Here is a 256-nt window from a genome sequence, read left to right as displayed (position 1 = left end):
CACTGTGGCCATCGTGACCACACGCATGCATGCAGCCATCCTGGCGTGAGCGCCAGGCGACGCTGGTTTGCTCCTGAATAGGCAAGGCATCCATATCGCCACGCAAGGCAAAATGAGGGGTATCTGAAGCAGGTGCTGCCGATCCACCCAGCCAGGCGACGGTGCCAGTACGGGCGCAGGCACGCCAACGGATACCTAAATCATCCAGTCGTTGGCGCACCACCCGGGCGGTGTGCTCTTCTTCCCAACTCAACTC

Annotated in this window: 1 protein-coding gene; it reads right to left on the bottom strand. The window is 60.9% G+C overall.

Translation table 11 applies throughout. The features are described from left to right. The coding region (locus Q4563_RS21030; RefSeq protein ID WP_303605905.1) for a M20/M25/M40 family metallo-hydrolase at positions 1-256 on the bottom strand (256 nt) is incomplete at both ends.

This window comes from Gilvimarinus sp. 1_MG-2023 (assembly GCF_030548285.1).
This window is presented reverse-complemented; position numbering and strand designations above follow the sequence as displayed.